The 17823-nt window shown below is 68.5% G+C and carries 11 protein-coding genes; 8 read left to right on the top strand and 3 right to left on the bottom strand.

Annotation, left to right across the window (positions count from 1 at the left end):
* Positions 1-46: 46 nt before the first annotated feature.
* From IHE47_RS06990 to IHE47_RS06980, 3 genes are all read right to left on the bottom strand, one after another.
* Positions 47-3370, bottom strand: a complete 3324-nt coding sequence (locus IHE47_RS06990; protein ID WP_192105159.1) for a PAS-domain containing protein — start codon at positions 3368-3370, stop codon at positions 47-49.
* A 955-nt stretch (positions 3371-4325) separates the two neighbouring features.
* Positions 4326-5318: a PHB depolymerase family esterase gene (locus IHE47_RS06985; protein ID WP_225561679.1), complete on the bottom strand. Its 993-nt coding sequence runs from the start codon at positions 5316-5318 to the stop codon at positions 4326-4328.
* A gap of 58 nt (positions 5319-5376) precedes the next feature.
* The gene (locus IHE47_RS06980) at positions 5377-7602 is read right to left on the bottom strand and encodes a TonB-dependent receptor (protein WP_192105157.1); all 2226 of its coding nucleotides are present in this window, start codon (positions 7600-7602) and stop codon (positions 5377-5379) included.
* A gap of 169 nt (positions 7603-7771) precedes the next feature.
* Between IHE47_RS06980 and IHE47_RS06975 the strand changes: the two genes are divergently transcribed.
* From IHE47_RS06975 to IHE47_RS06940, 8 genes are all read left to right on the top strand, one after another.
* Positions 7772-9169 (top strand): GntP family permease, encoded by a 1398-nt coding sequence (locus IHE47_RS06975; protein WP_192105156.1) that lies wholly within the window; start codon positions 7772-7774, stop codon positions 9167-9169.
* A 103-nt stretch (positions 9170-9272) separates the two neighbouring features.
* Positions 9273-11117, top strand: coding sequence for a translational GTPase TypA (gene typA / locus IHE47_RS06970; protein WP_192105155.1), 1845 nt, complete (start codon positions 9273-9275; stop codon positions 11115-11117).
* 103 nt (positions 11118-11220) lie between these two features.
* Entirely contained in the window at positions 11221-11496 is a 276-nt protein-coding gene (locus tag IHE47_RS06965) for a BrnT family toxin (protein WP_192105154.1), read from the top strand.
* Positions 11474-11743: a BrnA antitoxin family protein gene (locus IHE47_RS06960; RefSeq protein ID WP_192105153.1), complete on the top strand. Its 270-nt coding sequence runs from the start codon at positions 11474-11476 to the stop codon at positions 11741-11743. The genes IHE47_RS06965 and IHE47_RS06960 overlap by 23 nt, the downstream gene beginning before the upstream one ends.
* Positions 11744-11851: 108 nt before the next feature.
* Positions 11852-12619, top strand: coding sequence for a TIGR00266 family protein (locus IHE47_RS06955; RefSeq protein ID WP_192105152.1), 768 nt, complete (start codon positions 11852-11854; stop codon positions 12617-12619).
* Positions 12620-12866: 247 nt separating this feature from the next.
* Positions 12867-13052: a hypothetical protein gene (locus tag IHE47_RS06950; RefSeq protein ID WP_192105151.1), complete on the top strand. Its 186-nt coding sequence runs from the start codon at positions 12867-12869 to the stop codon at positions 13050-13052.
* A 458-nt stretch (positions 13053-13510) separates the two neighbouring features.
* On the top strand, positions 13511-14635 hold the full coding sequence (locus IHE47_RS06945; RefSeq protein WP_192105150.1) for an efflux RND transporter periplasmic adaptor subunit: 1125 nt from the start codon (positions 13511-13513) through the stop codon (positions 14633-14635).
* Positions 14628-17741 (top strand): CusA/CzcA family heavy metal efflux RND transporter, encoded by a 3114-nt coding sequence (locus tag IHE47_RS06940; protein WP_192105149.1) that lies wholly within the window; start codon positions 14628-14630, stop codon positions 17739-17741. Before IHE47_RS06945 ends, IHE47_RS06940 begins: the two co-directional genes overlap by 8 nt.
* Positions 17742-17823 lie beyond the last annotated feature (82 nt).

Here is a 17823-nt window from a genome sequence, read left to right as displayed (position 1 = left end):
GATCGGAGCATGAGGCAATCGCACGCAGGGTGCACTCCTACGCGCGTCACACCGAAGCCGCCGCACGCGCCGCCATGTGGTGCTGGATCAACTGCCGCAGCGCCAGCGGCTTGAGCGGCTTGTACAGCACGCTGACGCCGGCTTCGAGCAGGCGCTGGCGCAGCGCCGCGTCGCGGTCGGCGGTCAGCACCACCGTAGGCAGCACGCCGAAACGCACGCGCAACCGGGCCAGGGCATCCAGCCCGGTGAGGCCGCCGTCGAGGTGGTAGTCGAGCACCAGCAGGTCCGGCGTCCATGGCGCCTGTTCCGCCTGCGCCGGCGTGCGCGCCTCGTGCACCTGCCATTGCCAGCTCGCCAGCAACACGCCCATCGCCGTCAGGGCTGCCGGTTCGTTGTCCAGCACCAGCGCGCGGCCCTGCGGAAGCTTCCGCGCCGGTGCCGCGGCCGGCGGGCGCACCGTGCGGCCGGTGGCGGCGCTCGGCAATCCCACCGCGAACACGCTGCCCCGGCCCGGCCATGAGCGCAGCGACAGGCGGTGCCCGAGCAGGCCGGCCATGCGCTCGGCGATCGCCAGCCCCAGGCCCAGGCCTTGTCCGCTGGCCGCGCTGCCGCGGCGGAACTGCTCGAAGATCAGGCGCTGCTCGCCTTCGTCTATGCCCGGGCCGCTGTCCCACACCTCGATGCGCCACTGCCCTTCCGCGCGGCGGCAACCCAGCAGCACGCGGCCCTGCTCGGTGTAGCGCAACGCATTGGCGAGGAAGTTCTGCAGCACGCGGCGCAGCAGTTGCGGATCCGAATGCGCCCAGCCGCGGGTGCCCACCACGCGCAGGCGGATGCCGCGCTCCTCGGCCAGCGCGCGGAACTCGGCGGCCAGCGGATCGAGCACCTCGGCCAGCGCGAAGTCGCGCGGGCATACGTTGAAGCGGCCGCCCTCCAGCTTGGCGATGTCGAGCAGGCCGGCGAGCAGGCTTTCGGTGGCGGCCAGCGCACCGTCCAGGTGCCGCGCGGTGGCGGCGGCTTCGTCGCCGGCGAGGCGCACCTGCAGCGCATGCGAGAACAGCTGCGCGGCGTGCAGCGGCTGCAGCAGGTCGTGGCTGACCGCGGCGAGGAAGTGCGTCTTCGCCTCGTTCGCCCGCTGCGCGGCGTCGCTGGCAAGTGCCAGTGCCTGCGTGCGCTCGGCCACGCGCTGCTCCAGCGTCTCGTTGATGCGCTTCAACGCGCGCTCGGCGTTGCGGAACGCGGTGACGTCGGTATAGGTGGCGACGTAGCCGCCGCCGGGCATCGGGCTGCCGCGGATCTCCACCGCCACGCCGTTCGGGAATTGCCGCTCCGAATGGTGCAGCGAACCGGCCTCCATGTGCGCCAGGCGACGGCGCACGTCGGCATCGACCTCGCCGCCGCCGGCCAGGCCGGCGGCGAGGTTGTGGCGCACCAGCTCGGCCACCGGACGCCCCACTTCGAGCAGGCCGGGCGGATAGGCGAACAATTCCTCGTAGGGACGATTCCACGCCACCACGCACAACTGCGCGTCCACCACGCAGATGCCCTGGCTCATGCTGGTCAGGGCCGCGGCCAGCACGCGCTGGTTGAAGCGCAGGTCCTGCGCGGCCTCGCCCACGATGGCGGCCACCGCGTCCAGGTCCTGCGGCCCCTGGTGGCGCATCACGTCCAGCAGCAGGCGCGCGGACGCGGCGCCGATCACCGCGGCCAGCTCATGCTCCACCGCGGCGATGCGCGGGGCATCGGCCAGCACGCGGTCCGGCGCGTCGCGGAACAGCTCGTGCACGCGCAGCGCCGGCAGGAAACGCTGCGCCAGCGCGCGCAGTTCCACCAGCAGCACGCCACCGCCAGGCGCCGGCGCCGCGTGCGCGAAGCGCGAGCGCGCCACCAGCCACATCACCGCCACGTTCGCCGCGAGGCTCAGCGCCACCGCGCGCGCCAGGCGACTCCAGTCGTCCAGTCCGAGCAGGTGGGCGGGCGCCAGCCACGCCACGCCGAACGGGCCAGCCAGCACCCAGGCCGGCTGCGGCGCGAACAACGCCGGCAGCAAGGCATACAGCCATACCAGCGTGCCCACCAGCAGCCCGCCGCCCACCGCGCGCGCGCCGACCTGTGGCCGGTACACCGCCGCCAGCGCGGCCGGCGCCAGCCCCGCCAGCGCCGAGAACGAGATCGCGCCGATGTCGGCCAGCGCGTCGCTGCGCGCCAGCACGCGGCTGTAGCCCCAGGCCAGCAGCACGATGGCGAGGATCGCCAGCCGCCGCTGCATCAGCACCGCGCCGCGCAAATCGCCCTGCCGCCCGCGCCCCCAGCCCGCGCGCACCAGCAGCGGCGCCACGAAATGGTTGCTCACCATCAGGCTAAGGGTGAGCGTGCTCACCACCACCATGCTGGTCGCCGCGCTGAGTCCACCCAGGAACGCCGTGAGCGCCAGGCCGTGCTCGCCCTGCGCCAGCGGCAGCACCAGCACGTAGAGATCCGACGGCACGCCCACCGGACGCAGCCAGCTGTCGCCCAGCCGCGCCAGCGGCAGGATCGGCAACGCGATCAGCAGCAGGTACAGCGGGAACAGCCAGCGCGCGGTGCGCACGTGGCCGCCGTCGCGGCATTCCACCACGCCGGCATGGAACTGGTGCGGCATGGTGAACATCGCCAGCGCGCCGAGCAGGATCAGCGCGGGGAAGCCGTCGCGATCCACCGGCGGCGGCGTGCCGATCGCCGCGGTCGCCGGCACCGCGGTGAACAGCAGCGAGCCCAGCGCCAGCATCGCGCCGAGCTTGAACAGCGATTCGAATGCCACCGCCAGCACCAGCCCGCGGTTGTGTTCGGTGGCCGCGGCGCGGCGCGTGCCGAACAGCATCGTGAACAGGGCCATCGCCAGGCCCACGTAGAGCGCGCTGTCCTGCCAGGCCGGCGTTCCCGCATAGTGCCCGCGACTGAGCACGCCGTAGCTCATCGCCACCGCCTTCAGCTGCAGCGCGATGTACGGGACCATGCCGAGCAGCATCACCGCGGTGACCACGGCCGCCAGTCCGGAGTGTCGCCCCAGCCTTGCGGCGATCAGGTCGGCCAGCGAGCTGGCGTTGCATTCGCGCGCCAGTTGCACCAGGCGCTGCAGCCAGCCTGCCGCGAACAGATAGATGAGGATGGCGCCCACGAAGGTGGGGGGCAGCCACCAGCCCGAGCGGCTGGCCTGCGTGACGGTGCCGTAGAACGTCCACGAGGTGCAGTGGATGGCCAGCGAGAGGCCGTAGACGATGGCCCAGCGCTTGTTGAACGCCTGCGCGTGGCGTTCGCCGTAGAGCGCGACGGCGAACAGCAGGCCCAGCCACAGCAGGGCGGCGGCGGCGATCCAGACGACGCTCAGCATGACGCCCACCTGTTGCTCCCCTCGCCCGCTTGCGGGCACGCGGAGAGGCGCCATGGATGGCGCCGGCTTTGGGGAGCGAGGAGAGGGGTTGGGGGAGAGGGGCTTTTGCTCTTCGGGGTGTCGCAAGTTTCAAAGCGGTTTCGAGCGCCTGTCGGCGCCCGAGTTACTTCTCCTTTGCTTGTCCAAAGGAGAAGTAACCAAGAGGAAACGACACCCCGCGGCGGTGCTTTCCGCCCTTCCATGGGCGGAAAGTCCGTGAGCCGTGGCCGGGCTTTTCGAGCGGGCTCCTGCCCGCGCGAAAAGGCGAGCCCATCCATGGGCTCGCCCGCTGCGCGGCCTCTTCGTCCACGGCTCACCGCCGCCGAGGGGCCCCGGAAAAGCAGGCGCGCATCGTGCGCGCCAGAAGCAACCGCAGAGCGTCGTGCGGGCGCGGCGCTTTGGCTTTGGCTTTGGCTTTGGCTTTGGCTTTGGCTTTGGCTTTGGCTTTGGCTTTGGCTTTGGCTTTGGCTTTGGCTTTGGCTTTGGCTTTGGCTGTTGCTGTTGGAGTTGCTTCTGCGCGCAGGAGCGCGCTGCTCTTCCGGGGCCCCTATGGCGCGGCGGGGGGGCGGAGGAAAGCCCGCAGGGTGGCCGGCAGGGATGCCGGCCAGTTTTTCGCCGGGGCAGGAGCCCCGTCGAAAAACCCCGTAGCCCACCCGCGCACCCGTAGGGCAGGAGGCCCGGAGGGCGCGCCATCGGGGTGCCCTTTCTCTTTGGTTCCTTTCTCTTTGGGCACGCAAAGAGAAAGGAACTCGGCCGCCGACAGGCGGACGAAACCGCTCTGTCGCTTGCGATAACACAGCCAAAGCAAAAGCGCCCTCTCCCCCAACCCCTCTCCTCGCTCCCCAAAGCCGGCGCCATCCATGGCGCCTCTCCGCGTGCCCGCAAGCGGGCGAGGGGAGAACAGTGGCTGCGGCCATCACTTTTCGATGGCGCGCACCGCAGCCATCAGCCAGCGCAATTGCACGCCCTGCCGTGTGTCGTAATTCGTGCCGGAATATCCCCACCAGTCCCAGCATGCCTGCGGATTCAAGGGCGCGAAGCTTGCGCGTGTCTGAGGGTACAGCACGGCCACGTCGTAGGCGTCCGCCCAGCGGTTGAAGCCGGCGTCGCGCACGAAGGCCTCGCCCACCGCCTCGGCGTTCTGCTTGCAGCCGTGCAGGGCCACCAGCAGGCCGCAGGGTTTGCCGGCGAGGCAGTCCGGCGGCAGGTAGACGTAGCCGGTGTCGGCGAGGAAGGCATCGGCGCCACCGGGCCGCAACGCGTCCTGGTCGAACGTGCGCAACTGTCCCTTCGCCGCCGTGGCCGCCCGCGGCGCGGGGCCGTACAGCTGCGCGAAGATCGCGCCCGCCGCGTCGAAGCCGCAGTGGCCCAGATAGGGCGATTCCGATTTGCCGCAATCGTCGCCGCCCGCCGCCACCGGCAGGTTGTGGCCGAAGCCGCGTTGGCCGTCGTCCACCACCTGCATGCCCTTGAGGCCCGGCACGCCATCGCGCAGCTTGCGGTAGAACGCCGCGCCGGCTTCGGCCACCGCGGGAGCGACGACCTTGTCGGCGCGACCATGCAACAGGTACACGTGCGACGACGACAGCGCGTCCAGCGAGCCGAGCTCGCCGGAACTGGCGCGCTGCTCCGTGCGCTTCACCAGCGCATCCACGTCGGGCGGCGGCACGCCCTTCATGCAACTGCCCAGCGCCGCGTTCAACTGGCCGTTCGCGCAGCCGTACGGCCCACCGGCCACCAGCGCGGCGCCGCGGAAGACCTCCGGATAGGCCAGTTGCGCCTGGGTCGCCATGTACGCCCCGGAGGACAGGCCGGCCACTGCCACGCGCACCGCGTCCACCTTCAGCCTGGGCAGCGGCGCGGCCTCGTCGGCCTGCACCGCCGCCGTCAGCAGCACGGCGGCGGTCATGCACCATTTCATCCAACGCATCGCGATTCTCCCGCTCCGTCCACCACGTGCATCATCGTCAGAACTGGTAACGCGCGCTCAGCGTCACCATGCGCGGGTTGCCGTAGTAGCCGGTGACGATGCCCAGCGCGGCGATGTTGTAGCCGGTGGTGCGGTACGCCTTGTTGGCGAGGTTGCTGCCCTGCAGGCTCAGCGACCACGGCTGGTCGATCTGCCAGGTCACGCCGGCATTCCACAACCCGTAGGCGGGCTGCATGATCAGCGGCGACAGCGTGGTCTCGGGATACACCGAGGTCTGGTAGGTGTAGTTGATCCGGCCGCTCAGGGTGCCGCCGTTGTCCAGCGGCACGGTGTGCTCGAGGCTGAGGCTGCCGGAGAACTTCGGCGCATTGGTGAACGTCTGCGTGTCGGCGATGTTGACGCCGCCGCTCATGAACTGCGTGTACTTGGTGTGCATCCACGCGAAGTTTCCGCGCAGCGTCCAGTTGTCCGTGGGCACCCACGCGAACTCCTCCTCCAGGCCGTCGATGTGGCCCTTGCCGGCGTTGGTGAAGTCGCCGAAGAAACCCTGCTGGCCGTTCGGCAGCGTGTACGAGGTGAACACCGACAGCTGGATGTTGGAGTACACGTTGCGGTACAGCGCCGTGTTCATCATCAGGCTGTCGTCGAAGAAGGTCATCTTGCTGCCCAGCTCGAAGGACTTCACCTTTTCGTCCTCGATCGGCCGGCACGAACTGGGGATCGCCGCGCAGTTCGCGCGGATGTTGTAGCCGCCCGAGTGGAAGCCCTCGCCGTAGCTGGCATACAGCTTGATGTTGGGGTCCACGCTCCAGTCCAGCGACACCTTGGGCGACACGTTGTTCGTCCCGTGCGAGCCGCTGAAGTCGGCCAGCGTCGCGATCGGCGTGGCGAAGCTGGCGTCGGCATAGCCGTAGTTCTGGATGACCGCGGTCTTGGTCTCGTGCGTGTAGCGCAGGCCCACGTCCAGGCTCCAGTCGGGGCTGAAGTCCCAGGCGAAGTCGCCGTAGCCGGCGTAGCTCTTGGTGCCCATGCTGCCGCCGGTGCTGCCGTACTGCGAGTAGCCCAGCGTGGAATACGGCGGCGAGCCGAGGAAGATGTTGTGGATCTGGCCGTTCGCGCTGCCGTCGAAGTAGAACAGGCCGAACACGCCGTGCAGGCTGCCGCCGGCGTCGTAGTTCGCCTGGAATTCCTGGCTGAACTGGTGGTCGCTGTACAGCGCGCCGACGTCGGCGACCTGCGCCGGCAGGGTGTCGAAGTCGATGTTGGTGTCGGTGGACGAGCCGCGCACCGCGGTCACCGACTTCAGCGACCATGCCTGGCTGGCGATCCAGTTCATCGTCAGCGCGGTGCCGTAGACCTTGGTGTGGTTGAGCTGCGCCATGCCGCTGCGCGTGTCGTAGTCGCTGGCCAGCGGCTGGTAGTTCGGATAGAACGCGTTCACCTCCAGCATCTTCGCGCCGCGCGGGTTGGAGTTGTCGCGCATGCCGTCGAATTCCAACTGGGCGTTGAAGTCGTTCGACGGGAAGAAGCCCAGGGTGAGCCGCGCCGCGTTGGTGTTCTTGTTGCCGTTGCGGCTGCCGGTGTCGATGTCCTTGCCGAAGCCGTCGTTGTGCAGGCTGGCCACCGCGAGGCGCGCGCGCCACACCTGGTCCGCGCTGGCGGTGCCGAGGTTGGCCTTGACGTCCTTCTCGCCGTGCGTGCCCACGGTGGCCTCGACCGCGCCTTCGGTCTTCACCGGCAACGGCCTGGAGACGTACTTGATCGCGCCGCCGATGGTGTTCTTGCCGTACAGCGTGCCCTGCGGGCCGCGCAGCACCTCGATGCGGTCCACGTCGAACACGTCCAGCATGGCGCCCTGCGGGCGCGCCATGTAGACGTCGTCGATGTAGATGCCCACGCCCGGGTCGAAGCCCCAGGTGGGATCGGCCTGGCCGATGCCGCGGATGTAGGCGGTGAGCGTGGTGTTGGAGCCGCGCGCGGCGTAGACCTGCAGCGAGGGCACCTTGCCCTGCAGGTCGCCGAGGTTCTGCACGTTCTGCGCGCGCAGGTCGTCGCCGGTGAACGCGCTGACCGCGATCGGCACGTCCTGCAGCGTCTCCGCGCGCTTGCGCGCGGTGACCACCACCTGGTCCAGTTGCTTGGCCTTGACCGGCGTGGCGTCCTGCTGGCCGGCGTCGGCGGGCGGCGACTGTGCCCATGCCGGCGCGGCGAACGCCGTGCCCACCGCGAGACCGACCGCCAGACTCAGATGCGTGCGCTTCATGGTTTCCCCTCGTCGTCGTTGGCGCATCCGACAGGCGCGGATGCCGATTGTGCGGCGAGCTTAGGCAGCGCCCGCGCGGGCGGCACTTGTACCTTCGTACAGTGCCGGCGCGGCGCGGCAGTGCCGAATACTGCGGCCATCGCCGATGGCTGCAGGGGATTCGAAGGCAATGGCATTCCTGATCGTGCTCGCCGCGCTGTGCTTCCTGATGCTGGCGGCGTACCGCGGCCACAGCGTGATCCTGTTCGCGCCGCTGGCCGCGCTGGGCGCGGTGCTGCTCACCGATCCCGCGCTGGTGGCGCCGATGTTCACCGGCCTGTTCATGGACAGGATGGTCGGCTTCCTCAAGCTGTATTTCCCGGTGTTCATGCTGGGCGCGCTGTTCGGCAAGCTGATCGAGCTGTCGGGTTTCTCCAAGGCCATCGTGGCGGCCACCATCGGGCTGCTTGGCAAGGGCCGCGCGATCCTCTCCATCGTGCTGGTGTGCGCGCTGCTCACCTACGGCGGCGTGTCGCTGTTCGTGGTGGTGTTCGCGGTGTATCCGTTCGCCGCCGAGTTGTTCCGCGCCAGCGACATCCCTAAGCGGCTGATCCCCGGCACCATCGCGCTGGGCGCATTCACCTTCACCATGGATTCGTTGCCGGGCACGCCGCAGATCCAGAACATCATCCCCACCGCGTTCTTCGGCACCACCGCCTGGGCGGCGCCGTGGCTGGGCACACTGGGCGCGGCGTTCATCCTGGCCACGGGCCTGGCCTACCTGGAATCGCGCCGGTGCAAGGCGGCCCGCGCCGGCGAAGGCTACGGCAGCGAGCTGGCCAACGAGCCCGCGCCGTTCGACGGCGGCAGGCTGGCGCACCCGTTGCTGGCGCTGCTGCCGCTGGTGCTGGTGGGCGTGGCGAACAAGTGGCTCACCGGCCTGATTCCGCGCCTGTACGGCGGCACCGCCACGTTCCAGCCCAGCGTGGTGGGCAGGAGCGCGCCGGTGGTGCAGGAGGTCTCGAAGATCGCCGCGATCTGGGCGGTGGAAGGCGCGCTGCTGCTGGGCATCCTCTGCGTGCTGGCGTTCGCGTGGAAGCCGGTGGCGCGGCGCTTCGCCGAGGGCAGCAAGGCCGCGGTGGGCGGCGCCCTGCTGGCCTCGATGAACACCGCCTCGGAATACGGCTTCGGTGCGGTGATCGCCGCCCTGCCCGGCTTCAGACTGGTGGCCGACGCGCTGCACGCCATCCCGAACCCGCTGGTGAACGAGGCAGTGGCGGTGACCGCGCTGGCCGGCATCACCGGCTCGGCCTCCGGCGGGCTCGGCATCGCGCTGGGCGCGATGGCGGACACCTTCATCGCCAACGCGCATGCCGCCGGGATACCGCTGGAAGTGCTGCACCGCGTGGCGGCGATGGCCTCCGGCGGCATGGACACCCTGCCCCACAACGGCGCCGTGATCACCCTGCTGGCGGTGACCGGCCTCAACCACCGCCAGTCCTACCGCGACATCTTCGCGGTCACCGTGATCAAGACCCTGGCGGTGTTCGTGGTGATCGCCGCCTATGCGCTGACCGGCCTGACCTGAACGCGGCGCCGGGACGCAAGCAGGCGCGCGCGCAAGCGCGTATAATCCGCCGGTTCCCCTATCAGAAACCTGCGTGACGACTCCGCGTCGCCCGAGCCCGCCCATGTCCATCGAAAACCTGCGCAACATCGCCATCGTCGCCCACGTCGACCACGGCAAGACCACCCTCGTCGACCAGCTGCTGAAGCAGTCCGGCACGCTCAACGAGCGCACCGTGCTGGCCGAGCGCGTGATGGACTCGAACGACCAGGAAAAGGAGCGTGGCATCACGATCCTGGCCAAGAACACGGCCATCACCTGGACGGACAAGAAGACCGGCACCAAGAACCGCATCAACATCGTCGACACCCCCGGACACGCCGACTTCGGCGGCGAGGTGGAGCGCGTGCTGTCGATGGTGGACACGGTGCTGATCCTGGTCGACGCGATGGACGGCCCGATGCCGCAGACGCGCTTCGTGACCCAGAAGGCCTTCGCCATGGGCTTCAAGCCCATCGTCGTGGTCAACAAGGTCGACCGCCCGGGCGCCCGCCCGGAGTGGGTGGTCGAGCAGGTGTGGGACCTGTTCGAGAAGCTCGGCGCCACCGACGAGCAGATGGAATTCCCGATCGTCTACGCCTCGGCGCTGAACGGCTACGCCTCGCTGGACGAGAACGCCCGCGAAGGCGACATGACCCCGCTGTACGAAGCGATCATGCAGCACGCGCCGAAGCCGGACGTCGATCCGGAAGGCCCGTTCCAGATGCGCATCAGCCAGCTGGACCACAACAACTTCGTCGGCGTGATCGGCATCGGCCGCATCCAGCGCGGCACCCTGAAGAAGGGCATGCCGGTCGCCGTGATCGATCGCCATGGCAAGAAGCGCCAGGGCAAGATCGGCCAGGTGCTCGGCTTCCTCGGCCTCGAGCGCATCGAGCAGGATTCCGCCGAGGCCGGCGACATCGTCGCCATCTCGGGCATCCCCGAGCTGACCATTTCCGACACCGTCACCTCGCTGGACGTGCCCGAGGCGCTGCCGGCGCTGAGCGTCGACGAGCCGATGATCAGCATGACCTTCCAGGTCAACAACTCGCCGTTCGTCGGCCACAAGGACCTGTCCGGCGGCAAGTTCCTCACCAGCCGCCAGCTGCGCGAGCGCCTGGACCGCGAGAAGGTGCACAACGTGGCGCTGCGCGTGGAAGATGGTTCCGACGCCGACAAGTTCCTGGTCTCGGGCCGTGGCGAACTGCACCTCTCGGTGCTGATCGAGAACATGCGCCGCGAAGGCTACGAGCTGGCCGTGTCGCGTCCGGAAGTGATCATCAAGGAAATCGACGGCCAGAAGATGGAGCCGATCGAGCAGTTGGTGGTCGACATCGAAGAGCAGCACCAGGGCGGCGTGATGGAGCGCCTCGGCATCCGCAAGGGCGAGCTGAAGAACATGGTGTCGGACGGCAAGGGCCGCGTGCGCCTCGAGTACCTGATCCCGGCGCGTGGCCTGATCGGCTTCCAGAACCAGTTCAAGACCCTCACCCAGGGTTCGGGCCTGCTGTTCCACGTGTTCGACCACTACGGTCCGTACACGCCGGTGGCGATCGCCAAGCGCCTCAACGGCGTGATGATCGCCAACGCCGGCGGCACCACGCCCGCTTACTCGCTGGGGCCGCTGCAGGAACGCGGCAAGCTGTTCGCCGCCGAGGGCGACAACGTGTACGAAGGCCAACTGGTCGGCATCCATGCCAAGGACAACGACCTCACCGTCAACGCGATCAAGCCCAAGCCGCTGACCAACATGCGCGCCTCCGGCAAGGACGATGCGATCCAGCTCACCCCGGCGACCAAGTTCTCGCTGGAGCAGGCGCTGGACTTCATCGACGACGACGAACTGGTCGAAGTCACGCCGAAGGAAATCCGCATGCGCAAGAAGCATCTCACCGAGAACGACCGCAAGCGGGCTTCGCGCGGGTAACCCGTGCGGGTCAATACGTTGATGCCAAAGGCCGCCGCGAGGCGGCCTTTGCTTTTTCCCCTCTCACTTGCGCCCCATTTTATTTGTATATACATTAAATCACATGGAAGTCAGTTACGACCCGGTCAAGAACGAACGGAACATCGTCGAGCGCGGCCTGTCGTTCGAGCAGGCAGCTCAGTTCAATTTCGAAACGGCACTGTTCATCGAGGACACGCGCCGGGACTATGGCGAAACGCGCTGGCAGGCCCTGGGCTTTCTCGATGGACGGCTGCACATGCTGGTATTCGCGGAAACCGGCGCCAGTATCCGGGTCATCAGTTTCCGCAAGGCAAACAAGCGCGAGGTAAGACGATATGAACAAGCGACCCGCTCCTGAAATGATCGACAACGAAAGCCCCGAGTGGACGGACGCCGACTTCGCCCGCGCCAAACCCTTCGCCAAACTGCCGGCCACACTGCAAGCCAAGTTGCGCGGCCGCCCCAAGGTCGAGTCTCCGCGCGTTGCGATCAGCCTGCGCTTGCCGCCCGACGTGCTTGAGGCATGGAAGGCGACCGGCGCCGGCTGGCAAACGCGCATGGCCGCCATGCTGTCCAGCCACGCACCGCACGCAAAAGCGCGATAAGGCATCGCCCCGACGGGCTGTCTCCGCGAACAGCTGCGTACGAGCCGCAAATCAGGTATACCCGCAACCGCTTTTCTCCAACCCTCGCCATCACCCGGAGAACCCGCCATGCAGACACACATCCAGGGCACCACCATGCCGGTGCTCGAAGTGCAGCTCGATCCCGGCGAAAGCGTGTTCGCCGAAAGCGGCGAACTGTCGTGGATGAGCGCGTCGATCCAGATGACCACACACACCCAAATGGGCGGCGGCGGCGGCCTGCTCGGCATGTTCAAGCGCGTGGCCGGCGGCGGCAGCTTCTTCATGACGGACTACCGCGCCGTGCAGTCCCCCGGCGTGGTGGCGTTCGCCACCAAGGTGCCCGGCCATATCGTGCCCGTGCCGGTGGCGCCGAACAGCGAATACATGGTGCACCGGCACGGCTTCCTCTGCGCCACGTCGCAGGTCAGCATCGGCGTGGGCTTCCAGCAGTCGCTGGGCGCCGGCATCTTCGGCGGCTCCGGCCTGCTGTTGCAGCGGATCAGCGGCAGCGGCACGGCCTGGCTGGAACTGTCCGGCGAGCTCATCCGGAAGGACCTGGCCCCCGGCGAGACGCTGCGCGTGCATCCCGGACACGTCGGCGCCTTCCAGGCCTCGGTGAATTTCCAGATCACCACCGTGCCCGGCATCCGCAACGCCATCTTCGGCGGCGACGGCATCTTCCTGGCATCGCTGACCGGACCCGGCACGGTGTGGCTGCAGACCCTGCCCATCTCGCGCCTTGCCCACCAGATCGCGGAATACATGCCGGGCGAAGGCAACCGTGCGGCATCGACCGGCATCGGCGCCGGGCTGCTCGGCGGCGTCATCGGCTCGGTGCTCGGCAACAACGACTAGGGTCGTGCCGCTGGCCGGTCGGCTACGCCGCAAGCCATCGCATGAAATAGCGACGCGGCGACCGGACTTCCTGCCCTGCCGGATCGATCGCAAGGCCGCCACACGGCGGCCTTCGCGCTGCGGGACCGCGTCGCGGCTTCATCGTGTCAGCCGCGATTCAGGCGCCGAATCCTGCTGCTACGCAGCATGCGTCGAATGGCGTGGCCGGAGGCCGCGAATCCGGCCGTCCAAACGCGTTGACAGCCCCGTGACCCGCGACTACAGTGCGCGCGCCTTCAGCCCGCCTGACGGCTTCTTTGGCCACTCCCAGCGAGAAATGGACAGTTATCCCAGTCGACGCGCCGGCAACCGCAAGCATTTGCGGATGCTGGCGTTCCACAACCCGATGAGCGTCCGCGACCGCCTGCGGTCGGCTTTCGTCTTACTCGACTGAGGGACGGGCCGCCGTCGTGCGCCGCGTGCGCATGCAGAGGCGAGCCCATGCTCCACCGCTTCACTACAAGGACATTGCACCCGGCGCGCTGGCGGCGGGTGTCCGCGCGTGCCTGTCATCGTTCCGACATGCGCGGGCCGCAGGCTTCGATGGATCACGGAGGCGACCATGCCTGACGACAGTAGACCTCCCTCCGCCGCTCACAAGAACGCGATGTTTTTCTCCTCCCCCTGCATGCAGGGGGAGGCCGGGAGGGGGTGCTTTGGCGTTCTCGTCGATCCAGAGCACCCCACCCCAGCCCTCCCCTGCTTGCAGGGGAGGGGGGATGAAATCCCTCGCGCATCCAACGCGATTCAAAACGATTCCACACCTCACCGGATCGACGCGTCCGGCGCGATGCAGGGCTGATGCCCGCCTGCATCCGCCGTCGCCCGGCCGGGCTGCATCGGATGCCAGTCATGTCCAACACGCTTTCCCGTCCGCGCGTTGCCTTCTGCACGCTCGCTTTCACCCTCGCCTGCCTGCTTGGCGGCTGCTCCCACGATGAATCGGCGCAGGAAGCGGCACCCGCCTTCGTCGTCCACGGCCAGCAAATCGAAGTGCCCGCCAACTCGCCACTGCGCCAGCGCCTGAAGATCGCGCCGGTGGACATGCACCAGGCGCCGCACGAACTCGCCTTCCCCGCCAACGTCGAAGCCGATCCTGCACACACGGCCAACGTGCTGCCCGCGCTCACCGGCCGTGTGGTGTCGTTGAGCGTCAACCTCGGTGACTACGTGCAACGTGGCCAGTTGCTGGCGGTGATCGACTCCGGCGACCTCGCCCAGGCTTATGCCGATGTGGACAAGGCGCACGATGCCTTGAACCTCGCGAAGAAGGCGCTGGACCGCGCGCATGGCGTGCAGCAGGCCGGCGGCGCGGCGGTGAAGGATCTGGAAGCGGCGCAGAGCGGCTACGTGCAGGCCGAGGCGGAATACCGGCGCGCGCAGACGCGGCTCACCGCGCTGGGCGGCAACGCCAGCGGCGGATCGCGCCCGATGCAGGTGCGCGCGCCGATCGACGGTACGGTCACCACGCTGTCCATCGCACCCGGCGCCTTCGTCAACGATCCCACCGCCTCGATGATGACCATCGCCAACATCGACAAGCTGTGGATCACCGCCGAAGTGCCGGAGGATGCGCTGGGCCTGGTGTCGCAAGGCCAGCCCGTCACGGCCAGCGTGCCGGCGTATCCGAGCCGGGTGTTCCAGGGCACCGTCTATTCCGTGGGCGCCGTCCTCGACCCGGCCAGCCGCCGCGACCCGGTGCGCATCGCCATGGCCAACGCCGACCATGCGCTGAAGCCCGGCATGTACGCCACCGCCAGCCTCGCCGCCGCGCAACCGGCGCAGGTGTTCGTGCCGGAGTCCGCGCTGCTGATGAACAACGACAGCACCACCGTGTTCGTGGAAGTCGCACCGTGGACGTTCGAGCGCCGCACGGTGGAGCTGAGCTACGACGAGAACGACGGCGCCCGCGTGCTGAAGGGCCTCAAGGCCGGTGACCGCGTGGTGGTCGCCGGCGGAGTGCTGCTCAATGATTAATCGCATCATCGAGTTCTGCTTCCACAAGCGCCCGCTGTGCTTCGTGGTCGCCATCCTGGTCGCGATCTTCGGCTGGTACTCGTGGACCCAGCTTTCCATCGAGGCCTACCCCGAGCTCAGCGCCGTCACCGCGCAGGTCACCACCCAGGTGCCCGGCCTCGCCGCCGAGGAGATCGAGCAGCAGATCACCACCCCGCTGGAACGCGCGCTGGCCGGCACGCCGGGCCTGGTGCACATGCGCTCCAGCAGCACCTTCGGCCTGTCGCTGATCACGCTGGTGTTCAAGGACGGCAGCGAGGACTACTGGGAGCGCCAGCGCGTGACCGAGCGCATCGGCCAGGCGCAACTGCCGCCCGGCATCACGCCCGGCCTCGATCCCGTCTCCGGACCGGCCGGCGAGATCTACCGCTACACGTTGGAATCGGACACGCAGAACCTGATGCAGCTGTCCGAGCTCAACAACTGGGTGGTGATCCCGGCGCTGGAAGCCGTGCCCGGCGTGGCCAACGTGGACAACTTCGGCGGCTACACCAAGGAGTTCCAGCTGGTGCTCGACCCGGCCAGCCTGCTGCGCTACGGCGTGAGCGTGAACCAGGTGATGCAGGCGATCACCGCCAACACCGCGAATGCCGGCGGCGGCCGCATCACCCGCGGCGAGCAGAGCTACATCGTGCGCGGCATCGGCATGGTGCACTCGCTGAAGGACATGGGCGACATCGTGGTGAGCCAGTCGAACGGCTCGCCGGTGAAGGTGCGCGATCTCGGCCTGCTGCGCTACGGCCACCAGGTGCGCGAAGGCATCCTCGGCAAGGACAACAACCCCGACACCGTCGAAGGCATCGTCGACCTGCTGAAGTACCAGAACCCGTCCGGGGTGCTGGTGGATCTGCACGCCAAGGTCGACGAGCTCAACAAGCAGCTCGCGCTGAAGGGCGTGAAGATCGTGCCCTACCTGGACCGCGATGACCTGGTGCATGCCACCACCGACAAGGTGTTCCACACCGTGATGGAAGGCGTCGGCCTGGTGTGCCTGGTGCTGATCCTGTTCCTCGGCAGCCCGCGCGCGGCGCTGGTGACGGCCACGGTGATCCCGCTGTCGCTGGTGACGGTGTTCATCCTGATGCACCTCACCGGCATGAGCGTGAACCTGTTCTCCATCGGCGCGATCGACTTCGGCGTGATCGTGGACGGCGCCATCGTGGTGACCGAGGCGATCCTGCTGCGCCGCGAGGCCAAGCCGGACGAGGAGCTGGCCAGCGCCGACGTGATGGCCGCCACGGCGCAGGTGGGCAAGCCGATCTTCTTCGCCACGCTGATCATCGTCACCGCCTACCTGCCGCTGTTCGCGTTCGAGCATGCCGAGGGCAAGCTGTTCCGGCCGATGGCGTTCACCGTGGGCTATGCGCTGCTGGCCGCGCTGCTGTGCACGATCACGCTGATCCCTGGCCTGGCCTACCTCGCGCTGCGCAAGCCGCGCAAGCCGTTCCACAACAAGCCGCTGGAGCGGCTGCACGCCGGCTTCAAGTCCAGCCTCGGCCGGCTGCTGCAGCACTTGCGCGTCGCCTACCTCGCCGCGGGCGTGGCGCTGCTGGCGGTGATCGTGCTGGGCGCCACGCTGGGCCGCGCCTTCCTGCCCACGCTGGACGAAGGTTCACTGTGGCTGCAGGTGCAGATGCCCAGCGGCCTGTCGATGGACCAGGCCAGCGCGATGGCCGGCGACCTGCGCCGCGTGGTGCGCGGCTTCCCCGAGGTGTCCTACGTGGTCACGCAGTTGGGCCGCAACGACACCGGCACCGATCCGTGGACGCCCTCCCACGTGGAAGTGGCGGTGGGGCTCAAGCCCTACGACAGCTGGCCCGGCGGCGAGAGCAAGGCCGCCTTCGTGCAGCGCTTCCAGTCGCGGCTGGACCGCGAACTGCCCGGCATGAGCATCGGCATCAGCCAGCCGATCAGCGACGGCGAGGACGACATGGTCAGCGGCGCGCACAGCGCGCTGGTGCTGTACGTCTACGGTGACGACTTCAAGCAGATGCGCCGGCTCGGCGGCCGGATCGTGGACACGCTGAAGACCATCCCCGGCACCGAGGCGGCGATCTTCCAGGACCCGCCGATCCCGCAGCTGGTGATAGCGGCGGACCGCGACGCCGCCGCGCGCTACGGCGTCAACGTGTCCGACATCAGCAACCTGATCCAGACCGCCATCGGCGGCGCGCCAATCACCCAGGTGTACGTGGCCGACCGCATCTACAACGTCACCGCGCGCGTCTCCGACACGGTGGCGAACAGCGCGGAAGCAATCGGCAAGCTGCCGCTCACCACGGCCAGCGGCGGGCAGATCCCGCTGTCGCTGGTGGCGCACATCGCCTACCAGACCGGCGAAGGCACCATCGCCCACGAGGGCGGCAAGCGCGAGCTGTCGATCACCGTGGACAACAGCCGGCTCGCGCTGTCCAAGCTGGTGTCGCAGGCGCAGGCGCTGATCGCGCAGAAGGTGCACTACGACCCACAGGCCTACCGGCTCGAATGGGCCGGCACCTTCCAGGAGGCCGAGCGCGCACAGGCCCGATTGATCGTGGTGCTGGGCATGGTGATGGCGATGATGGCGGTGCTGCTGTTCGGCGAGTTCGGCAAGCTGCGCCAGGCGCTGCTGGTGCTGGGCGTGGTGCCGCTGGCGACGCTGGGCGGCCTGGTCGCACTGCACCTGCGCGGCGAGACCTTGAACATCGCCACAGCGGTGGGCTTCATCGCGCTGTTCGGCGTGGCGGTGCAGAACGGCATCATCATGGTGGCGAACATCAACCGCCTGCGCATGCAGGGCACCGCCCTGGCGCAGGCGGTGGTGGAAGGCGCCTCCGAGCGCTTCCGCCCGGTGCTGATGACCGCCACCGTGGCCACCATGGGCATGCTGCCCGCCGCGCTCGCCACCGGCATCGGTACCGACGTGCAGCGCGGCCTCGCCACCGTGGTGGTGGGCGGCCTCGCCATCGCCACCCTGCTCACCCTGTACCTGCTGCCCGCGCTGTACTACGCGATGGAAAACCGGTTCGAACGCCGGCACCCGCCGCGCACGCCCAGCCCGGTTCCCGCGCAAGGCATCGTCCACTGATCCATGAAGGGCCAGGCCAACCCGCTTTTCAGCGCGTCATCCCGGCCTGCGCCGGGATGACGCGCAAAAACGAAAATCCCGC

Origin of the sequence: Rhodanobacter sp. DHB23, assembly GCF_014842975.1 — a bacterium.
GTDB lineage: Bacteria > Pseudomonadota > Gammaproteobacteria > Xanthomonadales > Rhodanobacteraceae > Rhodanobacter_A.
The sequence above is the reverse complement of the archived record's forward strand: the minus strand, read 5'-3'. Positions and strand labels throughout refer to the sequence as shown.